At 55.3% G+C, this 255-nt stretch carries 1 rRNA gene; it reads left to right on the top strand.

The annotated features are described in order from the left end of the window. Positions 1-218 (top strand): 16S ribosomal RNA (locus AACY19_RS27655); the annotation flags it as partial. Positions 219-255: the final 37 nt, after the last annotated feature.

The following is a 255-nucleotide window of genomic DNA, read 5'->3' as shown; positions in this document are numbered from 1 at the left end:
CTGCGTGAAGTCGGAATCGCTAGTAATCGCGAATCAGAATGTCGCGGTGAATACGTTCCCGGGCCTTGTACACACCGCCCGTCACACCATGGGAGTGGGTTGCACCAGAAGTAGCTAGTCTAACCTTCGGGGGGACGGTTACCACGGTGTGATTCATGACTGGGGTGAAGTCGTAACAAGGTAGCCGTAGGGGAACCTGCGGCTGGATCACCTCCTTAATCGACGACATCAGCTGCTCCATAAGTTCCCACACGA

It is taken from the genome of Pseudomonas sp. EA_5y_Pfl2_R50 (assembly GCF_963970475.1).
Classification (GTDB): Bacteria; Pseudomonadota; Gammaproteobacteria; order Pseudomonadales; family Pseudomonadaceae; genus Aquipseudomonas.
This window is presented reverse-complemented; position numbering and strand designations above follow the sequence as displayed.